Source organism: Sulfurimonas gotlandica GD1 (genome assembly GCF_000242915.1).
GTDB lineage: Bacteria > Campylobacterota > Campylobacteria > Campylobacterales > Sulfurimonadaceae > Sulfurimonas > Sulfurimonas gotlandica.
The window spans coordinates 2,314,216-2,329,668 of sequence record NZ_AFRZ01000001.1; the positions used below are offsets into that span (position 1 = coordinate 2,314,216).

The 15,453-nt window shown below is 33.3% G+C and carries 20 protein-coding genes; 19 read left to right on the forward strand and 1 reads right to left on the reverse strand.

What is annotated here, in order from left to right:
- The first annotated feature begins 13 nt into the window (after positions 1–13).
- The 16 genes from atpA (at position 14) to SMGD1_RS11465 (ending at position 13,238) form a co-directional block, all read left to right on the forward strand.
- Positions 14–1,531, forward strand: a complete 1,518-nt coding sequence (atpA, locus tag SMGD1_RS11390; protein ID WP_008339461.1) for a F0F1 ATP synthase subunit alpha — start codon at positions 14–16, stop codon at positions 1,529–1,531.
- A gap of 10 nt (positions 1,532–1,541) precedes the next feature.
- Positions 1,542–2,429 (forward strand): ATP synthase F1 subunit gamma, encoded by an 888-nt coding sequence (gene atpG, locus SMGD1_RS11395; RefSeq protein WP_008339430.1) that lies wholly within the window; start codon positions 1,542–1,544, stop codon positions 2,427–2,429.
- A gap of 11 nt (positions 2,430–2,440) precedes the next feature.
- Entirely contained in the window at positions 2,441–3,838 is a 1,398-nt protein-coding gene (gene atpD / locus SMGD1_RS11400; protein WP_039920246.1) for a F0F1 ATP synthase subunit beta, read from the forward strand.
- Between the two features lie 24 nt (positions 3,839–3,862).
- Positions 3,863–4,258: an ATP synthase F1 subunit epsilon gene (atpC, locus tag SMGD1_RS11405; protein ID WP_008341385.1), complete on the forward strand. Its 396-nt coding sequence runs from the start codon at positions 3,863–3,865 to the stop codon at positions 4,256–4,258.
- The gene (locus SMGD1_RS11410) at positions 4,259–4,825 is read left to right on the forward strand and encodes a MotA/TolQ/ExbB proton channel family protein (protein ID WP_008339313.1); all 567 of its coding nucleotides are present in this window, start codon (positions 4,259–4,261) and stop codon (positions 4,823–4,825) included.
- Between the two features lie 4 nt (positions 4,826–4,829).
- Complete coding sequence (locus SMGD1_RS11415) at positions 4,830–5,219, forward strand: ExbD/TolR family protein (protein WP_008339385.1); 390 nt, start codon at positions 4,830–4,832, stop codon at positions 5,217–5,219.
- Positions 5,212–5,928: a TonB C-terminal domain-containing protein gene (locus tag SMGD1_RS11420; RefSeq protein WP_008339325.1), complete on the forward strand. Its 717-nt coding sequence runs from the start codon at positions 5,212–5,214 to the stop codon at positions 5,926–5,928. Before SMGD1_RS11415 ends, SMGD1_RS11420 begins: the two co-directional genes overlap by 8 nt.
- Positions 5,929–5,930: 2 nt before the next feature.
- Positions 5,931–7,181: a Tol-Pal system protein TolB gene (tolB, locus tag SMGD1_RS11425; RefSeq protein ID WP_008339345.1), complete on the forward strand. Its 1,251-nt coding sequence runs from the start codon at positions 5,931–5,933 to the stop codon at positions 7,179–7,181.
- Between the two features lie 105 nt (positions 7,182–7,286).
- On the forward strand, positions 7,287–7,841 hold the full coding sequence (locus tag SMGD1_RS11430; protein WP_008339222.1) for an OmpA family protein: 555 nt from the start codon (positions 7,287–7,289) through the stop codon (positions 7,839–7,841).
- A 3-nt stretch (positions 7,842–7,844) separates the two neighbouring features.
- Positions 7,845–8,765: a tetratricopeptide repeat protein gene (locus SMGD1_RS11435; RefSeq protein WP_008339308.1), complete on the forward strand. Its 921-nt coding sequence runs from the start codon at positions 7,845–7,847 to the stop codon at positions 8,763–8,765.
- A gap of 70 nt (positions 8,766–8,835) precedes the next feature.
- On the forward strand, positions 8,836–9,354 hold the full coding sequence (locus SMGD1_RS11440; protein ID WP_008339243.1) for an FKBP-type peptidyl-prolyl cis-trans isomerase: 519 nt from the start codon (positions 8,836–8,838) through the stop codon (positions 9,352–9,354).
- Positions 9,341–10,093: a DNA-binding transcriptional response regulator gene (locus tag SMGD1_RS11445; protein WP_008339464.1), complete on the forward strand. Its 753-nt coding sequence runs from the start codon at positions 9,341–9,343 to the stop codon at positions 10,091–10,093. Before SMGD1_RS11440 ends, SMGD1_RS11445 begins: the two co-directional genes overlap by 14 nt.
- A gap of 18 nt (positions 10,094–10,111) precedes the next feature.
- Complete coding sequence (gene fabD, locus SMGD1_RS11450) at positions 10,112–11,050, forward strand: ACP S-malonyltransferase (protein WP_008339492.1); 939 nt, start codon at positions 10,112–10,114, stop codon at positions 11,048–11,050.
- A gap of 1 nt (position 11,051) precedes the next feature.
- Complete coding sequence (locus SMGD1_RS11455) at positions 11,052–11,768, forward strand: nitrilase-related carbon-nitrogen hydrolase (RefSeq protein ID WP_008339420.1); 717 nt, start codon at positions 11,052–11,054, stop codon at positions 11,766–11,768.
- A gap of 12 nt (positions 11,769–11,780) precedes the next feature.
- Complete coding sequence (locus SMGD1_RS11460; protein WP_008341390.1) at positions 11,781–12,476, forward strand: 5'-methylthioadenosine/adenosylhomocysteine nucleosidase; 696 nt, start codon at positions 11,781–11,783, stop codon at positions 12,474–12,476.
- Positions 12,477–13,238: a tRNA 2-thiocytidine(32) synthetase TtcA gene (locus tag SMGD1_RS11465; RefSeq protein WP_008339566.1), complete on the forward strand. Its 762-nt coding sequence runs from the start codon at positions 12,477–12,479 to the stop codon at positions 13,236–13,238.
- On the opposite strand, the gene SMGD1_RS11470 is transcribed toward SMGD1_RS11465, so the two are convergent.
- A complete protein-coding gene (locus tag SMGD1_RS11470; protein WP_039920236.1) occupies positions 13,228–13,719 on the reverse strand; it encodes a hypothetical protein in 492 nt (163 codons plus the stop codon). The genes SMGD1_RS11465 and SMGD1_RS11470 overlap by 11 nt on opposite strands.
- Positions 13,720–13,792: 73 nt before the next feature.
- Here SMGD1_RS11470 and SMGD1_RS11475 point away from each other — a divergent pair, with 73 nt between their 5' ends.
- The 3 genes from SMGD1_RS11475 to SMGD1_RS11485 are packed head-to-tail and all read left to right on the forward strand — an operon-like array spanning position 13,793 to position 15,439.
- Positions 13,793–14,140 carry a hypothetical protein gene (locus SMGD1_RS11475; RefSeq protein ID WP_008339525.1) on the forward strand — a complete coding sequence of 116 codons (348 nt, stop codon included), beginning with the start codon at positions 13,793–13,795 and terminating at the stop codon, positions 14,138–14,140.
- Between the two features lie 11 nt (positions 14,141–14,151).
- Entirely contained in the window at positions 14,152–14,862 is a 711-nt protein-coding gene (locus SMGD1_RS11480) for a YebC/PmpR family DNA-binding transcriptional regulator (protein WP_008339347.1), read from the forward strand.
- Position 14,863: 1 nt separating this feature from the next.
- Entirely contained in the window at positions 14,864–15,439 is a 576-nt protein-coding gene (locus SMGD1_RS11485; protein WP_008339244.1) for a YigZ family protein, read from the forward strand.
- Positions 15,440–15,453: the final 14 nt, after the last annotated feature.

A 15,453-nucleotide genomic window follows, 5' to 3' on the forward strand; every position in this document is an offset into this window, starting at 1 on the left:
GAGGAGAAAAGTAGTGGTAGCAAAAATTCAAGCTGATGAAATCAGCTCAATAATTAAAGAGCGTATCGATAACTTTGAATTAAGTGTTGATATTAACGAAACAGGTAAAATCGTTTCTTATGCTGATGGTGTTGCACAAGTTTACGGACTTAACAACGTTATGGCTGGAGAAATGGTAGAGTTCGACGAGGGAACAAGAGGTTTAGTAATGAACCTTGAAGAAAGTGTAGTAGGTGTAGTAATACTAGGCCTAGGTACAGAACTTAAAGAAGGTATGTCTGTTAAAAGACTTGGTCGTCTTCTTAAAGTTCCTGTAGGAGATGCACTTTTAGGCCGTGTAGTAAATGCACTTGGTGAGCCAATTGATGGTAAAGGTCCAATTGAAACTACTGAAACTCGTTTCGTAGAAGAAAAAGCACCTGGTATTATGGATAGAAAATCTGTTCATGAACCATTAGCTACTGGTATCAAGGCTATTGACGCACTTGTTCCAATCGGTAGAGGTCAAAGAGAGCTTATTATTGGTGATAGACAAACTGGTAAAACAACTGTTGCACTAGACGCTATTATCAATCAAAAAGGTAACGGTGTTATTTGTATCTATGTTGCAATCGGTCAAAAAGAATCAACTGTAGCACAGATTATTCGTCGTTTAGAAGAGCATGGTGCATTAGAATATACAATTATTGTATCTTCAACAGCTGCTGAAGCTGCTGCACTTCAATTTTTAGCTCCATACACTGGTGTTACTATGGGTGAGTACTTCCGTGATAATGCAAGACATGGTCTAATCGTATATGATGATTTATCTAAGCATGCAGTTGCATATCGTGAGATGTCACTTATTCTTCGTCGTCCTCCGGGCCGTGAAGCATACCCTGGTGATGTTTTCTATATCCACTCTCGTCTTTTAGAAAGAGCTGCAAAAGTTTCAGATGAAAAAGGTGCAGGTTCTTTAACTGCTCTTCCAATTATTGAAACTCAAGCTGGTGATGTTTCGGCATATATTCCAACTAATGTTATCTCTATTACAGATGGTCAGATTTTCCTAGAGACTGAACTATTCAACTCAGGTGTACGTCCAGCGATTAACGTTGGTCTTTCTGTATCTCGTGTTGGTGGTGCTGCTCAGATTAAAGCTACTAAGCAAGTTGCTGGTACTTTACGTCTTGACCTTGCTCAGTATCGTGAACTACAAGCATTTGCTCAGTTCGCATCAGACCTTGATGAGACATCTCGTAATCAACTAGAACGTGGACAAAGAATGGTAGAAGTTTTAAAACAAGGACCTTTCTCTCCACTTTCTGCTGAGAAGCAAGTTGTTATTATTTTTGCTGGTAACGAAGGCTTCTTAGATGATTTTGCTCCATCAAATGTAGTTCGTTTTGAAGCTGAGTTATATCCATTTATTGAAGCATCATATCCTCAAATTTTTGAGAATATCAGAAGCTCTTCTAAAGTAGATGATGATACTAATGCATTAATGATTAAAGCACTTGAAGAATTCAAAGCTACTTTTGTAGTGGCATAAGGAAAACTTTATGGCAAACTTGAAAGATATTCAAAGACAGATAAAGAGTGTTTCTAACACTCAAAAGACAACTCGTGCTATGAAGCTTGTATCTACTGCAAAGCTTCGTCGTGCAGAAGAGCTTGCAAAACGCTCTCGTCTTTATGCTGCAAAAATGAATCAGGTTATTGCCGAAATAGCTGGACGCATTAAATGTAATAAAGTTGGAGGAATTGACAATCGTTGTTTTATCGAGATTGAAAATCCAAAAATGGTTGACATTATTTTTGTAACTGCAGATAAAGGTCTATGTGGTGGTTTTAATATTCAAACTATTAAAGCCGTTAAAAAACTAATTGCAGAATACAAAGAAAAAAATGTAAAAGTGCGTCTGCGCGGAATCGGTAAAAAGGGTGTTGAGTTCTTTAAATATAACGAAGTTGAAATGTTCGACTCAGTTACTAATTTAAGTTCAAAACCTGATAAAGAAAGAGCTGATGAGTTCATCATGACTTCTATTGAAGATTATAAAGATGGTAAAATCGATGGTCTTCATTTGATTTACAATGGATACAAAAATATGATAACGCAAGAGTTACATGTTAATAAAGTATTACCAGTAGATACAGAGCAATTTGAGTGTGATGATATTCAAAACTCGATGCTTGAAATAGAAGCTCAAGATGAAGAACATATGCTTGATTCTTTAGTGAGTAGATATGTTGAATACGCTATGTATTATGCACTTATAGATTCAGTAGCTGCTGAACATAGTGCTAGAATGCAAGCTATGGATACTGCTACTAATAATGCAAAAGATATGGTTAAGTCACTAAATGTTCAATTTAATAAAGCTAGACAAGCAGCTATTACTACAGAACTTATAGAGATTATAAGTGGTGTGGAGTCTATGAAATAATGGAGAAAAATATGATTGGTAAAATAAGCCAGGTTATGGGCCCGATTGTTGATGTTGATTTTGATGGTTATCTTCCAATAATTAATGAAGCAATCGAAGTTCAAATTAGTTTAGAAGGTGCTGAAACTCGTTTAGTACTTGAAGTTGCGGCTCACTTAGGTGATGGTCGTGTTAGAACAATTGCTATGGATATGAGTGAAGGTTTAGTACGTGGTATGAATGCTACTGCTACTGGTTCACCTATAAAAGTTCCAGTTGGAGATAAGGTACTTGGTCGTATCTTTAATGTAATTGGTGAGACTATTGATGGAGGCGAGCAGGTAACTGATTCACCTACTTGGTCGATTCACCGTGCACCTCCACCTCTAGTTGATCAGTCAACTACTACTGAGATGTTTGAGACAGGTATCAAAGTTGTTGATTTACTTGCTCCTTACTCTAAAGGTGGTAAAGTTGGTCTATTCGGTGGTGCTGGTGTTGGTAAAACAGTTATTATCATGGAACTTATTCACAATGTTGCAATGGGTCATGATGGTCTATCTGTATTTGCTGGTGTTGGTGAAAGAACTCGTGAAGGTAATGACCTTTACCACGAGATGAAAGATTCTAACGTACTTGATAAAGTTGCACTTTGTTATGGTCAGATGAGTGAGCCTCCAGGAGCACGTAACCGTATTGCTCTTACTGGTCTTACAATGGCTGAGTACTTTAGAGATGAGATGAATCTTGACGTTCTAATGTTCGTTGATAATATATTCCGTTTCGCTCAATCAGGTTCTGAAATGTCAGCACTTCTTGGTCGTATCCCTTCAGCTGTTGGTTACCAACCAACTCTAGCTCGTGAAATGGGTGCATTACAAGATCGTATTACATCAACTAAAAATGGTTCAATTACTTCTGTTCAAGCTGTTTACGTACCAGCGGATGACTTAACTGACCCTGCTCCAGCTTCTGTTTTTGCTCACTTAGATGCAACTACAGTACTTAACCGTAAAATTGCTGAAAAAGGTATCTATCCTGCAGTTGATCCACTAGATTCAACTTCAAGATTACTTGATCCACAAATTATTGGTGAAGAGCACTATTCTGTAGCACGTGGTGTTCAACAAACACTTCAAAAGTACAAAGATCTTCAAGATATTATTGCAATTCTTGGTATGGATGAACTTTCTGAAGATGATAAAAATGTTGTTGAAAGAGCTCGTAAAATTGAGAAATTCTTATCTCAGCCATTCTTCGTTGCAGAGGTATTTACAGGTTCTCCTGGTAAATATGTTTCTCTAGAAGACACTATAAAAGGTTTCAAAGCAATCCTTAATGGTGAATGTGATGATATGCCGGAAAATGCATTCTACATGGTTGGTGGTATGGATGAAGTAATTGAAAAAGCTGCAAAGCAAAAAAAATAACTCATAATATACTAAAGGACTGTAATGGATAAGTTAAGACTTGAAATCCTAACTCCTAATGGTGAAATCTTTAACGATGACGTCGTTAGCGTAACTCTTCCAGGTGAAGAGGGAGAGTTCGGTGTTTTACCACAGCATGCTTCATTAACAACTCTGTTGGAAGCTGGTGTGATTGATATCGAAAAAGATGATAAATCAGTTGAGTCAATTTTAATAAACTGGGGTGTAGTTCAAGTTGACGAAGCCAAAGTAATTGTTTTAGTTGAAGGTGCTGTTGCTATTCGTGGTGATAATGAAAGTGATATTGCAACTGCACTTGAAGATGCAAAAAAACTTATTAATGATATTGCTGATTCAAATCCAGCAATTGCTTCTGTTTCAGCTAGAATTGAATCAGCAGCAAAAAGATTACTATATTAGATGATCAACAATCTCATAGATTTTTATCTTAAAAGTCACCCAGTAACTTTGGGTGTACTGGCTCTATTGTCAGTATATTTTATTGTTCTTAACTGGGTGTTTTTCTACCGCTATTTTTCTATTAATAGTTGGCTACAAAATGAAAACAGCTCATTAGAGTCTCTTCTTTTGGGTGCTTCAACTGTTAGTGTGAAATCTTTTTTAAATAACTTCTTAAAAACCAGTACTAATGTTAGTAAAGAGATTCTAGGATTAGCAATGCTTGCTGCTACGAAAGAGGCAACTAAAGGCTTATCTTTACTATCTATATTTGCATCAACCACTCCGTTTATAGGACTTTTTGGAACTGTTGTATCAATTTTGGATACTTTTACACATATAGGTCAAAGTACAGGAAGTATGTCAGTTATTTCTAGTGGTGTTTCAGACGCACTAGTAGCTACTGCAGCCGGCATATTTGTTGCAATTTTTGCATATACATATCACCAAGTTTTAAAAAGAAAATCTTTCGAACTTGTTAGTTGCCTTCAGATGCAAAGTGACGCAGTTCTAGCTAGAAAAGTTTAGCAATATGTATGATTTTGAAGATAAACCAGAGCTAAATATTACTCCACTTGTGGATGTAATGTTAGTTTTACTAGCTATATTAATGGTAATAGCTCCAAATATTATATACGAAGAGCAAATAAAACTGCCACAAGGCTCAATGAGCAAACAGCTTTCTAAAATACCACCAGTACATATATCTATAGATAAAGAACTAAATGTTAAAATAAATAAAGACAATTATCAACTACATGAATTCATGGATAATTTTTTTCTTTATTCTAAAAAATTAGATTTAAAAGCTACGGTACTTATTAGTGCAGATAAAACTTTGGACTATGGTGTTGTTATGTCAGTTTTGGCTGCAGTAAAACAAGCAGGCTTTTCTGAGGTTTCATTAGCTACAAATGGGTAATAATAACTCATATTTTTATATAAGTGGTTTTATTTCTTTATCACTTTTTGCTTTCTTTGCATCTCTCATTATTTATATGTTATTTACAAAATCAAATGTTGATATATACGCTTTAAAAAAAGATAACTATATATCTATATCTCTAAATATGCCAGAAATACAAACAAGTTCAAAAAAAAGTGTTGCTACACCTATAGAAGAAAATAGCGTTATCGAGCCCAGCGACGTTAATATTGATGACTTGTTCAGTGATGTATGGACTAAAAGTATTAAAAAACAAAATATAGTTGAAAAAAATGTTGACAACAAAAGATTATTGGAGATTGGGAAAAAATTCAAAACTATTGATAAAAATAGTGTTAAGCCTGTATCAGAGAAGTTAACTGATAATAGTGTAGTTGAAAAAAGTGATGATTCACAAAAGATTTCAACTGCAAATGCGGTTAATGAATATTTGGCTAAAATTCAGGCTTTAGTTTATCAGAACTTTGTTCCACCTCAAAATTCTCAAGGACATAGTGTTAAGGCTATTATTGAGTTAAGTGCTATTGGAAAGGTTATGGATTTTAGAATCTTGACTTATTCAGCAAACAGTAGCTTAAATGATGAGTGTGACAAGATAAAAGATAGACTTTTAGGAGTGTTGTTCCCTGCAAATCCGCAAAACAAATCCGGAAATTATGTAATTATGTTAACATCCAAGGAGTAATTTTGAGAATATTATTTATACTTTTATTCATATTTAGTTTATCGCATGCAAATGATGCAACAATTGAAGTTATTAAAAAAGTAGAATCTCTTCCTACATTAGCAGTTGAAGATTCATCAGTAAGTTATGATGATACGTTTAGATTAAAGTTTTTTAAGGCTTTAGTTGCAGATTTAAATGTAATATCACTATTTAACGTAGATAGACATCATAGACAAACCCACTTTAATGACTCAGCTGTTATGGTTGATAATAAGGATATGGACTACGTTTTAAGATATAAGATGTTTGAAGATGATGACGGTGCTTTAAATATTGATCTTAAACTTATACATAAAGAAAATATAGCTCTAAATAAAAAGTATAGAATCAGTAGGAAAAATGTTTTTATGTTTGTTTCTCATACAATAGCTTACGATATTAATGAGTTTATGGGAGCCCCATCGGTTGAGTGGATGAAGCGAAGAGTTATTTTTTCTAGAGTTGTTGCTCCACAGAAAACTGAAGTAGTAATTTCAGATTACACTCTTGCGTATCAGCATACTGTCGTGAAGGGTGGGTTTAATATCTTTCCAAAATGGGCTAATAATGCTCAAAATGCATTTTATTATACATCTTTAGACGAAAAAAAGCCTACACTTAAATATGTTGATATTAAAACTGGAAAAAGTAAGGCTATTATATCTTCAGATGGTATGATGATCTGTTCTGATGTAAGCAGAAATGGAAAAAAACTACTACTTACAATGGCTCCAAAAGGTCAACCTGATGTCTATTTATATGATGTAGATACTTTTAAGACTCAACAACTAACTACATATGGCGGAATTGATGTTAATGCGCAATTCATGGACAGTGAAACAATTGTATTTATATCTGGCAGACTAGGTTACCCAAATGTTTTTTCTAAAAAAATTGGTAGTAACAGTGTAGAGCAAATGGTATATTATGGTAAGAGTAATTCAGCATGTAGTACACATGGAGAATATATAGTATATAAGGCAAGAGAGAGTTCAAATGCATTCTCAACAAATACTTTTAACTTACATTTGATCTCAACAAAGACAGATTTTATTAGAAGACTTACAGCTACTGGTGTAAATGAGTTTCCTAGATTTTCTATAGATGGAGATGCCATATTATTTATTAAAAACTATAAAGCTCAAAGTTCTATAGGTATTATAAGATTAAATCATAATAAGAATTATCTGTTTCCTCTTAAGTATGGTAAGTTACAAGCAATGGATTGGTAAGAAGATAGTAATATAGATGAAATTCATCACTTTGTACTGTGATATATCACTTTATTATTCTTTTTTTGGTACAATCAGAACAATTTAAAATCAAGGTAAGTAAATATGAAAAGTATAGTATTCTCAAGTATCGTAATGGCACTTTTAGTTTTTAGTGGATGTGCAGACAAGAAGCCTGCAGTAGATGAAAAAGTAAAAGAAGAAGTAGTTGCCCAAGAAGTTGAAGCCGTAAAAACTGAAACTGTATCCGCTGAAGATGCAACAGTTGGTGAAAGCAGTATGGAAAAATCAGATTCTAATGAGATGAAAATGGCGAACCTAGAAAAAGAATTATCAACTGTATATTTTGATTTTGACAAGTTTGTTATACGTTCTGATATGGAATCAAAAGTTACAAATTCTGCTACTGTTGCAAATAATACTGCAAAAGCATTCACTGTAAAGCTTGAAGGTAACTGTGATGAGTGGGGTAGTGATGAATATAACTTCGCACTAGGTCTAAAAAGAGCTTCTACTGTAAAAAAAGCATTAATGGCTGAAGGTGTAAACGAGACTCGTATCACTATGGTGAGCTATGGTGAAAGTAACCCAGTGTGTAATGATAAAACTCAAGATTGTTGGTCAAAAAACCGTCGCGTAGACTTTAAACTTCTTCCGTAATCTATGAATCGCATTATTTTAGTTGTTCTCATTGCAGCTATTGTGCCATTTAACTTATTCAGTGCTGAACCATCTGCGTTTGGTGCTGGTAATCTAGAAACTTCTCAACCTTATGGCTTAACTTCAAGTGAAAAGGTTATTCTTCAAAACAAAGACAAATTAAAAAAAGTTGTTGTCAATAGTAATAATCAAGCGAATCAAGTTGATTCATTAAGAGAGAGAATAGACGGTTTGCAAACTATTATTGAAGGACTTAGTCAAAAGTCTCAAGAAAATAGACTAAATCTCAAAAATTTAGAGAAAAAAAATACAGATGAGTTAATTAGTTCAAATGAGTATGAAAAGAGACTAAGTGAAATATCTCAAGCAAATGCTTTAGAGATAAAAGATATGAAGCTTGCAGTTAGTGAGCTAACTGCTTTAGTAAATATTGTAAATACAGCATATGTTTCAAAAGATGAATTTAATACTTTAGTAAGTGATTTTAATGTATTCAAAGAGTTAGTATCAAAAGAGTTAAAAGAAGGTTCTACTCCTAAAAAATCAAAGATTGATAGTATGTCAAATGCTGAAGTTGCAAAATTAGCACAACAAAGTTATGATAAAAAATATTATACTGAAAGTATTGAATATTATACTCATCTAATTAAGAAAAACTATAAACCTGCTGGTTCGCATTATAAGTTAGGTGAGATTTATTACTATAGAAAAAATTATGCTGAAGCAATCGCATATTTTAAAAAGAGTGCTTCATTGTATTCTAAGGCTTCCTATATGCCTACTCTAATGCTTCACACTGCTGTATCTATGGAGAAAACAGGTGATGAAAAAAATGCAAAATCTTTTTATAACGGTGTTGTAGTTAAATATCCAAATTCTACAGAAGCTAAAACAGCAAAAAGTAATCTTAGTAAGATGAAGTAGTTGCATAATATTTTAGTAATATTATGCATATTTATGTTAAAATCCAAAAAAATTAATAAAGGCTAATATAATGGCAATAGAAGCAAATCAAATCGTATCAATAGAGTATGAAGTTCGTGATGGAGAGGCTGTAGTAGACAGCAATGTAGGTGGATCACCTTTAGTATTTATGTTTGGTAAGGGTCAAATTATTCCAGGTTTAGAAACTGGAATTGTTAACATGGCAATTGGTGAAAAAGGCGATGTTTTAGTTAAAGCTGAAGATGCTTATGGAACTCATAATCCAGATGCTAAACAAGAAGTTCCTAAAGACCAATTTGCTGGAATTGACTTAGAAGTTGGAATGACTCTTTATGGTCAAGGTGAAGATGGTGGAACAGTTCAAGTTGTTGTAAAAGAGATAGGTGAAGAGACTGTAATAATTGATTTCAATCACCCCCTTGCAGGCAAAGATTTAATGTTCACAGTTACTGTAAACAATGTTAGAGATGCATCTGCTGAAGAAGCAATGACAGGTATTCCTGCTGAGAATCAACAAGACGATGAGTGTTGTGGTACAGGTGGTGGCACTGGTTGTGGATGCAACTAGTTTCATAACTGCTTCTGAGCCTTCGGCTCAAGCATTTAAAACAGCAACACTTTTGAAAACACTTAGTGTAAACTCTCTGATTTCTGGAGAAGTTGGTGTCGGTAAGAAAACTCTTGCTCGCTATATACTTCCAGACGCCATTATAATAGAGGCTTCTGATTTTGATGAATTACTTAGTACACTTGAAAGTGTAAATGAAATAATTATTATCAATTTAGAAAATTCTCCAAATATTAAGAGGGTTGTAGATGCTATTAATGTTAACTCTGTTAGGGTTGTGGCAACATCTAAAAGCTCTTTTTCCAATGAATATATAGATGAGATTTTTAGTGTTAAATTTGATATTCCACCTCTTCGTGATAGATTAGAAGATGTAGAAGAGTTAGTTGTGATGTTTATCAATGAAGCATCTTCTTTGTTTTGTAGTAATACTAAATTTAATACTAAAAATTTTACTCCTGACTTATCTCAAAATTCAAATTCACTTAAAAGACAAGTGATGATTCACTCTTTGTTACAAGATATTAAAGATGTAGAATTAATGGATATAGTTGAGAATTATTTAGTTGATAAACTTGGTTCACAAAGTGACTATAGAAACTTTTTGCATCTATATGAAGTACCACTTATAAAAGCTGGTCTCAGTAGATTTAAATCACAACTTCAATTATCGGATAAGTTAGGTTTAAATAGAAATACACTTAGAAAAAAAATTGCGGATAACAAAGAATATTTATAAATAAAGAAGGGAAATAATATGAATAAAATAGCAATGATATTTGCAGGACAGGGTAGTCAAGCAGTAGGTATGGGTCAGGACTTTTATGAAAATTCAGATATAGCAAAAGAGATGTTTGCAAAAGCTGGTGAAAGAATTGGTGTTGATTTTAAAGAAATTATTTTTGAAGAAAATGAAAAACTAGCTCAAACAGCTTATACACAACCGGCTATACTTCTTGTCCAAATGGTAGCTTATCGTCTTTTTAAAGAAGCTTGTCCAAAGATTGAAGCAACACTTTTCTTAGGTCATTCACTTGGGGAATTTTCGGCTTTATGTGCTAGTGGAGCAATAGACTATATTGATGCGGTTGAATTGGTTCATAATCGTGGCGCATTCATGCAGAGTGCTTGTGATGAAATTGAAGCTGGTATGATGGCAATTGTTGGTTTAGACGATGCTAGTGTTGAATCTATCTGTTCTGCCGCACAATCTGAGGGTAAAAAAGTTTGGCCTGCAAACTATAATCAGGATGGGCAACTTGTAGTTGCCGGTATGAAAGCAGATTTGGCTTCACTAGAACAAACTTTCAAAGATGCTGGTGCAAAAAGAGCACTTCTTCTTAATATGTCTGTAGCATCTCACTGTGACATCTTAGCTCCTGCACAAGAGCCTTTAGCTGATATGATGAAGACAATGATTAAAGATGAGTTCAGTGCACCTATTATTTCAAACGTAACAACTTTACCTTATAGTACAAAAGATGAAGCTGTATCACTGCTAAAAGATCAATTAGTAAAACCAGTAAAATATAAACAATCAATATTAGCAATTGCAGGCGATGTTGACATAGCTATTGAATTTGGAAATGGTGTTACTCTTAAAGGCTTAAACCGTAGAATTGCTCAAGAATTAATTACACTTAATATATCAGATATGGCTAGTTTAGAAAAAGTTGCAGAGGAAATATGTAACTAACATGAGAGTTACACTTGCTCAAACATCACCTAAATTAAATCGTTCTAATTTAGATTATATCTGTAAGACTATAGAAGAATTTAAAGATAAGAGTGATTTAATAGTATTTTGTGAATTATCCCTAAATGGTTATTTGTTGCAAGATAAACTATACGAAGATGCATGGAATAAGGATGAGCTTAGTTTATTAGAAGATTTAAGCAGTGAGATAGACATTGTAGTTGGGGGTGCTATGAAAGATAAAGAAGCATTTAGGAATGCAGCTTTATATTTTTCAAAAGGCAAACTTCTAAGTCAACATAATAAAGTTCATCTTCCAAATTATGGGATGTTTGAAGAGGCTAGATACTTTAAAGCCGGTGAAATATTTGAAAGCTTTACTAGTCAGTTTGGTAAGACTTCAATGTTGGTTTGTGAAGATCTATGGCATGACTCTGTTCATCATGATTTAATAAAAGAAAACCCAGATTTAATAATTGCACTAGTGGCATCACCTGCTCGTGGTTTTACAGAAGAAGGTTTAGTCATAGAAAATAAATGGTACTCTATAATTAAAACCGTAGCTTCAGAATGTAGTGCAGAATTGATTTTCGTAAATAGAGTTGGGTTTGAAGACGGACTTGGGTTTTGGGGTGGAAGTTGTATAGTAGAAAAGAATGGTAGTATTAGACACCAACTACCGCGTTATGAAACAATAATAAAAACATTTGACATATAAATAGGAATATAAATGAAAATAGCAATAATGGGTGCAATGCCAGAAGAAGTGGCTCCAATATTAGAAAAATTAGGAACATATAAAACAACAAAATATGCAGATAATGAATATTATGAAGCCTCATATAAAGGCGTTGATATAGTTGTAGCTTACTCTAAAATAGGTAAAGTGTTTTCAACATTAACAGCTACTACAATGATTCAGCATTTTAATTGCGACAAACTACTTTTTAGTGGTGTAGCTGGTGGCATAAATCCAAGTCTAAAAATTGGAGATTTAATAGTAGCGACAAAATTATCTCAGCATGATTTGGATATTACCGCATTTGGACACCCTATGGGCTTCGTTCCAGGTGGTAGTGTATTTGTTGAAGCAGATCAGGGATTAATTGAACTCTCAAAAGAGGTTGCAAAAGAGTTAGGTAAAACTGTGCAAGAAGGTATTATCGCTACTGGTGACCAATTTGTGCATGATGAAAAAGTTAAAGAGAATATTGTAAAGCATTTTAATGCTGATGCTTTAGAGATGGAAGGTGGATCTGTAGCAGTTGTTTGTAAATCTTTAAATGTTCCATTCTTTATTCTTCGTGCTATTAGTGATACTGCAGATACAGATGCCAGTTTTTCATTTGATGAGTTTATGGAATCGAGCGCGATTATATCAGCTGAGTTTATTATGAAAATGGTAGATAAGGTAATTACAAAATAAATGAAAAGAATTTGCCCATCTAAAAAAATCATGTCTAAACTAGGTAAAACTAATGCTGAGTTTGGCCTTATAGAAGAGGGCGATAAAATCTTAGTCGGACTAAGTGGCGGTAAAGACTCTTTAACAATGATTCATGCTATGAAAGAGCAACAGCATCGTGCTCCTTTTAAATTTGAGTTTATAGCTGTAACAGTTGGTTATGGCATGGGTGAGAACTTTGATAACTTAGCCAAACACTGTAAAGAATATGATATACCTTATATTGTCCACGATACTAAAATATATGATTTAGCAGAAGAAAAAATTAGAAAAAACTCATCATTTTGTAGCTTTTTTTCAAGAATGAGAAGAGGAACACTTTATGGTATAGCTGAAGAACAAGGATGCAATAAACTTGCCCTTGGACATCATATGGATGATGCTGCAGAGAGCTTTTTCATGAACTTTATTTATAATGGTCAGATGCGGTCTCTTGCTCCAAAATATAGAGCAGAAAATGGTTTAATAATAATTCGTCCTCTTATCCAGATGAGAGAGCGTCAACTATCCGCTTTTGTACTTGATAATGATATAGCTGCAATTGGTGATGAAGCTTGCCCGGCTATGCGTTTTGATGTTAAAATGCCACACGCACGAGCGAATATGAAAGAGATGCTATCTAAGATGGAGAAAGAGTTTCCATCGCTCTTTACCTCGCTAAATGCGGCATTTAAGAATATTTCTGTTGATAGTTTTTTTGATAAAGAGAAGTTTAATATTTAGAAGCAAGATTTTCTTCATCTTTAGCAATTTGTGATTTTTTATTATGAAGAGTCTCTTCTTTCAATGTTTTTAAAAATTCTAAAATATTTTCTTGGTATGAAATAGTATCTCTGTCATGTGTTAATTCAATAATAGGTTTTAAAGATTCTATATCAATTTTTTTAGCATATCTTGGAATAATTTTTAACTCTTTTTGTATGTGTGCAATAAGTGTATCGATATCTAAGCCATTGTTGTCTTGTACTTTTTTTACAAGTTCTTTTGTAGAGAGCATTAAAAGATTCGCCCTATCTTCGTCATTTTTATATATCTCCATACCAATGTTTTTTACAATAATATAATTTTCCACTGTCCTTTCCTCATCGGAAGCTATTAAGAGTGCAAAAATTTTGGCTCGAAATTCTAATGAACCATGATGATGAACAAAAAATTCACGAAAGGCACTGAAGAAATGGTGTTTAAGTCTAAAACTCAGTCTCATTTAAATTCCTACTACTTGTATATATGGTATTATACATCTTTGAATTTAAAATATAGTTTTATAGGTATGAAAAATGTTAAATGAAGAAGATTATAGCGTTTTAAAAAATAGTTTTATAGATTCACAGAGGCTTTTTAATAAGTTAAATGATGTTGCAAATCAAGCTTGTGAACTTGATTATGATGAGAGTGGATTGTTCTATGAAAAAGAAGAAATGCTTGACAGACATTGGTTGAAACTTAGCTCAAAAATCATAGATGCTCTTGGAGCCTCTTTAGAAGCTTACAATGTTGAACTGCTGAAAAATGATACATTAGAAAAAAGAGAGTTAACTATAAATTTAGTAAAAGAAGAAGAATCTAGCAAGATAATTGTAGATTACAGTGAAGATGGTGCACTCAGCATCTCACAAATAAGTTAAGGAGAAATTTTATGGGTAGAGCCTTTGAATATAGAAAAGCATCAAAAATGAAAAGATGGGGAGCAATGTCAAAATTGTTTCCAAAACTTGGCAAAATTATTACTATGGCAGCAAAAGAGGGAAGTAATGATCCTGATATGAACTCTAAACTTCGTACTGCAATATTAAATGCTAAAGCTGAAAATATGCCAAAAGATAATATTGAAGCAGCAATAAAAAGAGCTTCAGCAAAAGACACTGCAAGTATGCTAGAAGTCAATTTTGAAGGGAAAGCTCCTCACGGTGTTTTGCTTTTTATTGAGTGTATGACTGATAATAATACTAGAACCGTTGCAAATGTTAAAAATATACTTACAAAGCATGGTGGAGAATTACTAACTAATGGTTCATTAGAGTTTATGTTTGATAGAAAAGCAGTTATTGAGTTTTCTTTAAAAGATGATATGGATATTGAAGAACTAGAATTAGAATTAATTGATGCAGGACTTGAAGACATAGAAGCAGAAGATGATGTATGTTTGGTCACTGGTGATTATACTAGTTTTGGATCACTAACTGAGGCTCTAGAGAGTATGGATATTGAAATAACTAAGGCTAACTTAGAAAGAATGGCTAATACCCCTGTAAACATTACTGAAAAGCAACAAGCAGATATCGACAAAATACTAGAAAGATTAGAAGATGATGAAGATGTGCAAAAGGTTTTTACAAATCTAGCATAATATGAAGTTTATTAACACAGTATATACAAATACTCTTGAGGTTAAGCAATCAAAATTTATTGCTTTCCTCACTCCTTACACTCTATTCCAAGAAACACTTGATAAATTAAAACAAGAGCACACTAAAGCCAGACATTTTGTTGTTGCGTATAGATACTTAAATGAGTTTAATCAAATTGTAGAGCATTCAAGTGATGATGGTGAGCCAAAAGGTACATCTGGAAAACCGTCATTGTTCGTTCTGCAAGGCACAGATATGATAAATAGTGCAGTAATTATAGTTAGATATTTCGGTGGCACTAAACTTGGTACTGGTGGTCTTGTTCGTGCTTATAGTGATGCAGTAAATTTAGTTATAGATGAATCTACTCTTTTAGAATACAAGCAAGAGATAGAGGTGAAAATATATTTTGAATATTCAAATATTAGAATAGTAGAATATGAGTGTGAAGTATTTGATGTGCAAATAGTTGATAAATTTTTTGATATTGGGACTATATATATACTAAAAGCAAGTAAAGTGATAATGGAAGAGTTTTTAACTAAGCTTGACAGGTTGGTAAAGATCGTAGAGTAGATATAAATATCTAC